The 5,369-nt window shown below is 70.9% G+C and carries 4 protein-coding genes and 1 pseudogene; 2 read left to right on the top strand and 3 right to left on the bottom strand.

Features of this window, described 5'->3' with window-relative positions:
• Together ACWDAK_RS40430 and ACWDAK_RS40425 are read right to left on the bottom strand one after the other, a co-directional pair.
• Positions 1–768, bottom strand: a 768-nt coding sequence (locus ACWDAK_RS40430) for a helicase associated domain-containing protein (protein ID WP_449806575.1), incomplete at its 3' end; no start/stop codon positions are given.
• A gap of 181 nt (positions 769–949) precedes the next feature.
• Positions 950–1,156, bottom strand: a pseudogene (locus ACWDAK_RS40425) (hypothetical protein); the annotation flags it as partial.
• A gap of 48 nt (positions 1,157–1,204) precedes the next feature.
• Here ACWDAK_RS40425 and ACWDAK_RS40420 point away from each other — a divergent pair.
• A complete protein-coding gene (locus ACWDAK_RS40420) occupies positions 1,205–1,435 on the top strand; it encodes a helicase associated domain-containing protein (protein ID WP_344640970.1) in 231 nt (76 codons plus the stop codon).
• Positions 1,436–1,674: 239 nt separating this feature from the next.
• Here the strand turns inward: ACWDAK_RS40420 and ACWDAK_RS40415 are convergent, their stop codons facing one another.
• Positions 1,675–2,295: a hypothetical protein gene (locus ACWDAK_RS40415; protein WP_344640969.1), complete on the bottom strand. Its 621-nt coding sequence runs from the start codon at positions 2,293–2,295 to the stop codon at positions 1,675–1,677.
• Positions 2,296–3,275: 980 nt separating this feature from the next.
• Here ACWDAK_RS40415 and ACWDAK_RS40410 point away from each other — a divergent pair.
• Positions 3,276–4,523 (top strand): beta-propeller fold lactonase family protein, encoded by a 1,248-nt coding sequence (locus ACWDAK_RS40410; RefSeq protein ID WP_449806574.1) that lies wholly within the window; start codon positions 3,276–3,278, stop codon positions 4,521–4,523.
• The last annotated feature ends 846 nt before the right edge of the window (positions 4,524–5,369 follow it).

Here is a 5,369-nt window from a genome sequence, read left to right as displayed (position 1 = left end):
CGGGCCGTCCAGGGTGCCGCCGGCGGCGAGGTAGGCGAGCAGGCGGCGGTAGGAGCGGTTCCAGTCCGGCTCCAGGCGCCACAGCTCGTCCAGCGCGTCCAACTTCGCCACCTGGTCGGGGTTGAGGTTGTCGGCCTTGCGCTGGCGGCGCATCCACGCCCCCACCGCGTAGTCGTCCAGCTTCGCGGTCGCCGGGATCGCCAGGTGGCCGTGCTGCTGGTGGAACGCCCGCGCGTAGGCGGCCCCGCGCTCCCACGCGTTCGCGAGCTTCGACCAGATCATGCCGAGCGCGTCCAGTTCGCTGACCCGGGCGGGGTCGAGCAGGCCCTGGCCGCCCAGGTGGCGCTGGCGGGCGAGCCAGGAGATCAGCTCCGCGTGCTTCGCCTTGTCGGTGGGGTCGAGGTGGCCGTGCTCGATGTGGAACCTGGCAGCAACGGCGTGCATCCGCTGCCACTCGATGGCCCTCGGGTTGAACGCCCGCAGCTTCACCGTCTGCAGAATCTGCGCCGCGTGCTGGCGGGCGTTGATCCTCAGCCACTCGATCGGCGACTCCACCGCCGCCGTCGGCTGCTCTCCCTCGCCGCCGGTCTCGCCGCTCTCCTCGGAGGCCGTGGTCGTGGTGGTGTGCTGGGCGCTCTGGGAGCGGCCAGTGCGCAGTTCGGTGATCCGGCCGACCACCCGGGCGTCGTGCGCCGCCAGGGCGCGCAGAACCCGCCAGATCGTGCGGAAGCTGGAGGCCTCGATCTCGGCGTCGGCCTCGGCCTTCACCGCCTCGCCCGGCGTCGTGGACCTCGGACGGGTCCGCGGTCGCCGTGTCGTCGCCGACCTCCGGTGAGGGGAGGTAGACCGGGATGATCACCCAGGACACCTTGCCCTGCCGGTAGGACTGGCGCAGCGCGCGGCCGATGGCTTGGACGATGTCGATGATGCTGGTCTTGGGGTCGGCGAAGACGATCGCGTCGACGGCCGCGATGTCGATGCCTTCCGACAGCAGTCGGCTGTTGGCGAGGATGCCGCATTCCTCGCCGTCCTCGCCGGTGTGGGCGCCGAGCCGGGCAGCGTCGTCGTCCAGGGCGAAGACTTCGCCGGGTGGGGCCGCGCCCAGCAGATCGGCTGGGCCAAGCTCGCCCCGGCGCAGCAGTGGGCGCTGGAGCACGTCCTCGGGCTGGAACCGCTGCCCGCCGAGCAGAAGCCGGCCGGGAAGGTGGCACACGCCGAAAAGGAGCAGCGCACCCTCGCCGCCGCCGCCCAGTATCGGACCCGCGAAGGCCACCTCAACGTCCCCCGCAAACACAAGGAACCCCTCGAGCTGGCCGACGGCACCACCGTCCAAATCAGCCTCGGCCTGTTCATCGCCAACAGCCGCAGCAGGCGCGGCGACATCCCCACCGATCGCGCCAAGCGCCTCACCCAACTCGGCATCCGCTGGGAATAGCGGGAGTAGCAGGTGCGGCTGCGGGCCGTCGGCAGACCGGCGGGCCGCAGCCGGCCAGCCGCCGGGAGCCGGCCGGTGGCGATGCCGGCGGCCGTCTTTCGCGCCCAGCCCTCGGCCGACCACGGGTGCGATCCGATGGCGGGGACGGTGAACGGCCGGGGCGTCCTCGCCCCGGCCGTTCACCGCTCAACTCGGGCTCTGCCGTGCTCCGGTGACGGGCGGCCGGGCGTCCGAGTCCGCTACGCGGCGTCGAGGTCCTGCAGTTGGGCCTGCGCGTCGGCCAGGGTGGTCTGCGGGACGCCGATCAGCACCTGCGGGGAGCCGATCTCCCCGCTCGGGCAGAAGCGGGCGTCCTTGACGGGGATGGGCAGGGTCAGGACTCCCTCGTTGCGGGCCAGGACGAGGAGGTTACCGGTCGTACAGCTCGCGTTCGGGGCGACCGGCGGGGAGGAGAGCCAGGTGACGGGCTGGTAGACCGAACCTCCCACCCGCAGTACGGTGCCGTGCTCCCTGTCGGTGGAGAACGTGCCATCGCCCAGGACGCCGGTGGTCAACTTGGTGAACTCGCCGCCCGTGTGGTCGGTCCGCAGATCGGCGGGCCCGTACATCACGCAGTCCTGCCCCGAGGTGTTGGTGAGCTTGATGACGCCGGTCCACCGGCCACCGGCACTCCCGTCCAGGCCGATCATCTCGGGCGCGATGTCGCTCTCCAACTCCGAGTTGCCACATAGTGCGACGTCCTCGCCACTCGACCGCGCCGCCGACCCGGTGGCACTGGCGGGGCCGCTGAAAGCGGTGAGGGTGAGGACGGTGGTCGCGGCGAGAGCCGCGGTGGTGAACAGACGGCGGTGAGCCGACATGGTGAACCCCCTTTGTCATCCGGCCGTTGGGCGCAGGCGGCCGGGTTCGCGGTTGCTGATATCCCTTTACACGTAGCCCGGGTCCACCCGGTCGCGCCTGTTACAGTCCGGTGACAGGCGGGTTGTGCCATGACGCACCGAAGCCCCCGGCGCCGCCGAGCGCTGACTACGGCGCAGGGACGGGTAGTTCAGCCGCCGCTTCCTCCGGTATCCGCCGCCCGCACGTCACAACGTCGCCACCCGGCGAGCCAACCGGTTGCGTCGGATGCGGTGGCGGAATCGGGCCTGCGAGCCTGGCCACGGCGGCTATCTGGTACTGGTGCCGCGACCGCACAGGTTCGCCGGGTCGCGCCCGCCGCTCGCCTGGGCAGGTGACCAACGGCCGGCCATCAACCGCCGCCTGTAGATCCCCTCGGCGTCGAACCCTGGCGACCGCGAACGCATCCGACGGCCGGGCCACCCCGCCACGGTCGACGCCCGGGTGACCGTACCGCGCGGCCACGTCGAGGAGATCGGGGAAGGCGACGGCGTGGGTCGAAGTGAAGCTCAGGGTGTGGATCTCCAACACCAAAAGTCGCCGGGCCAAGCTCACCGGCGAGCAGCTTGACCGGCTCGCCGCGCTCGGGCTCGACTGCCGCTGACCCGACCGGGCCCGGTGCCCGCCGAGAAGCGACTGAGGTCCCGGCCAGACCGGTATCGCTCTCCTGCAGGCCGGATCACTCGGACGAAAAGGTGTCGAATCACCACATTTCTTGCTATGCCGCTTACGGTGACGCGCGGTGGCCTGTGCTCTTTGAGGTCCTGTCAGCGCGGTGGCGCAGCCGCTGCGGGCCGGTGCGGCGTCAGAGCACGCGGCTGGGGGCACGGGTGGTGGCCGCGGGTGCGGGGCCGGCCCTGGTGGTCGCGTCTGTCGTCACGGCACGGGCCGTCCCGGCCCCAGGGCCTGCGTCGCCACCCTTCCGGTTCTTCGAGCGAGAGGTATGGCGATGCTGGCTTTCAGGAAGCGACGGCTGTGGGGACCGGCTCGGCACGATACGGGCCTGGGCCGGGCCCCGCGGTGGAAGACGTGGCTGCGTGCCTTGGTGGCGGGACCGGTTGTGCTGGGGGTCGTGGCCCTGCCCGTGACGGCGGCCGCCCCGGCTCAGGCCGCGACGTCCGGGACCTTCGCGTACGTCGCCAACGCCAGTAGCAACACGGTGTCGGTGATCAACGCGGCCACCAACACCGTCACCGCCACCATCCCCGTCGGCTCAGGGCCGATCGGGGTGGCGGTCAGCCCGGACGGCACCACCGCCTACGCCACCAACGGCAACGTGAACACCGTGTCGGTGATCAACACCGCGACCAACACCGTCACCGCCACCATCACGGTCGGCTCCAACCCCAACGGGGTGGCCTTCAGCCCGGACGGCACCCGCGCCTACGTCACCAACGACGGCCCGCACAACGTGTCCGTGATCAACACGGCCACCAACACCGTCACCACCACCATCCCCGTCGGCAACGGGCCGATCGGGGTGGCCTTCACTCCGGACGGCACCACCGCCTACGTCACCAACTTCATTGACAACACGGTTTCGGTGATCAACACGGCCACCAGCACCGTCACCACCACCATCCCCGTGGGCACCGGGCCGATCGGGGTGACGGTCAGCCCCGACGGCACCACCGCCTACACCGCCAACCAGAACTCCAACAACGTGTCGGTGATCAACACGGCCACCAACACCGTCACCACCACCATCCCCGTCAACACCCGCCCGCAGACGGTGGCGGTCAGCCCGGACGGCACCACCGCCTACGCCACCAACCTGCTCTCGAACAACGTGTCGGTGATCAATACCGCCACCAACACCGTCACCACCACCATCCCCGTCGGCGCCAACCCCAACGGGGTGGCGTTCAGCCCGGGGGGCACCCGCGTCTACGTCGCCAATGAGGGCTCGAGCAGCGTGTCGGTGATCGATGCCACCACCAACAGCGTCATCACCACCGTCCCCGCCGGTACCAACCCCTTCGGAGTGGCCACCGCCAGGGTCCCGGTCGTGGCCGCCGCCACCTGCCCCACCGGCCATGTGATCACCGGCGGCGGATACCAGCAAAGCGGCGGCGCCGTCCCACCTGTCGAAACCACCAGCCGACCCGTCGGCAACACCTGGCAGGTCCTCGCCGACAACCAGAGCACCAACTACACCAACATCACTCCCTACGCTGTCTGCGCCCCCTGACCCACCGCGGCCCCGCGGCCGCCGTGGCGGCTGCGGGGCCGCAGGGGCACAACCGGGGCGACCGGGCAGGACCCCGCGATCGCCAGTCGCAGCCACACGTCACGCCTGAGTGGGCGTTTAGGAATGGTTTGCGACACTAAGTCGCCTCGGTGACCAGCATCTTCGGGGCGATTCGCACCTTACGTTCGCCTTCGTGGCTGGCGACGGCCTTCCCGGCCTGTTGGTCGTCCTGGTCGGCGATATGGATCCACCTCGTGTCTGTAGCGGCGCGTGGAGGGCATGGGGCAGGGGAGTTAGGGCGATGGCTCCGGAGAAGGGTGCGGCCGGCACGGCGCAGCCCCTGACGACGGGCGTCTGACAGGGGCTGCGGGAGGGTGCCGACGGGGGCCGTTCGGGCGGCCTTCCAGTGCGCGGGGCCTGCGCCCCCGGCGGCGGCCAACGCTGCACCGACTGTCGTCTGCCGCGAGATCGTCAGTGGCCTGCCACGAGATGTCAGTGACGCGTGAAACCGCCCGGGCCGATGTGCCGGACGGTCCTCTTCAGTCTCGGCCTACCCCCAGCCCTCGCCCCTCCGACTGACACCACCCCCTGCCACTTCACGGCAGACCCCACTGCCATCCCCACGACAATCCACAGCAAGCAGGCAGGCGGGGCGCAGCAGCCCCGCCAAGACGCCGCCCGCCCACAGCCCCGGCAGCCGGCGACTCGAACACGCCTCCCGGACCCCTCCCCACAGTGCCACGAGGTGAGTCACGAGCTGCCGACCGTGTTCGGCCGCTCCTGCGACAGCACCGCCTGGGGGCCGCTGAGCGACTTCACCCTCATCGACCGGGCGTCGGGCCAGGC

This window comes from Kitasatospora sp. NPDC001175, assembly GCF_053598215.1.
Note: the sequence above shows the minus strand (reverse complement) of the source record. Positions and strands in the feature narration are given on the sequence as shown.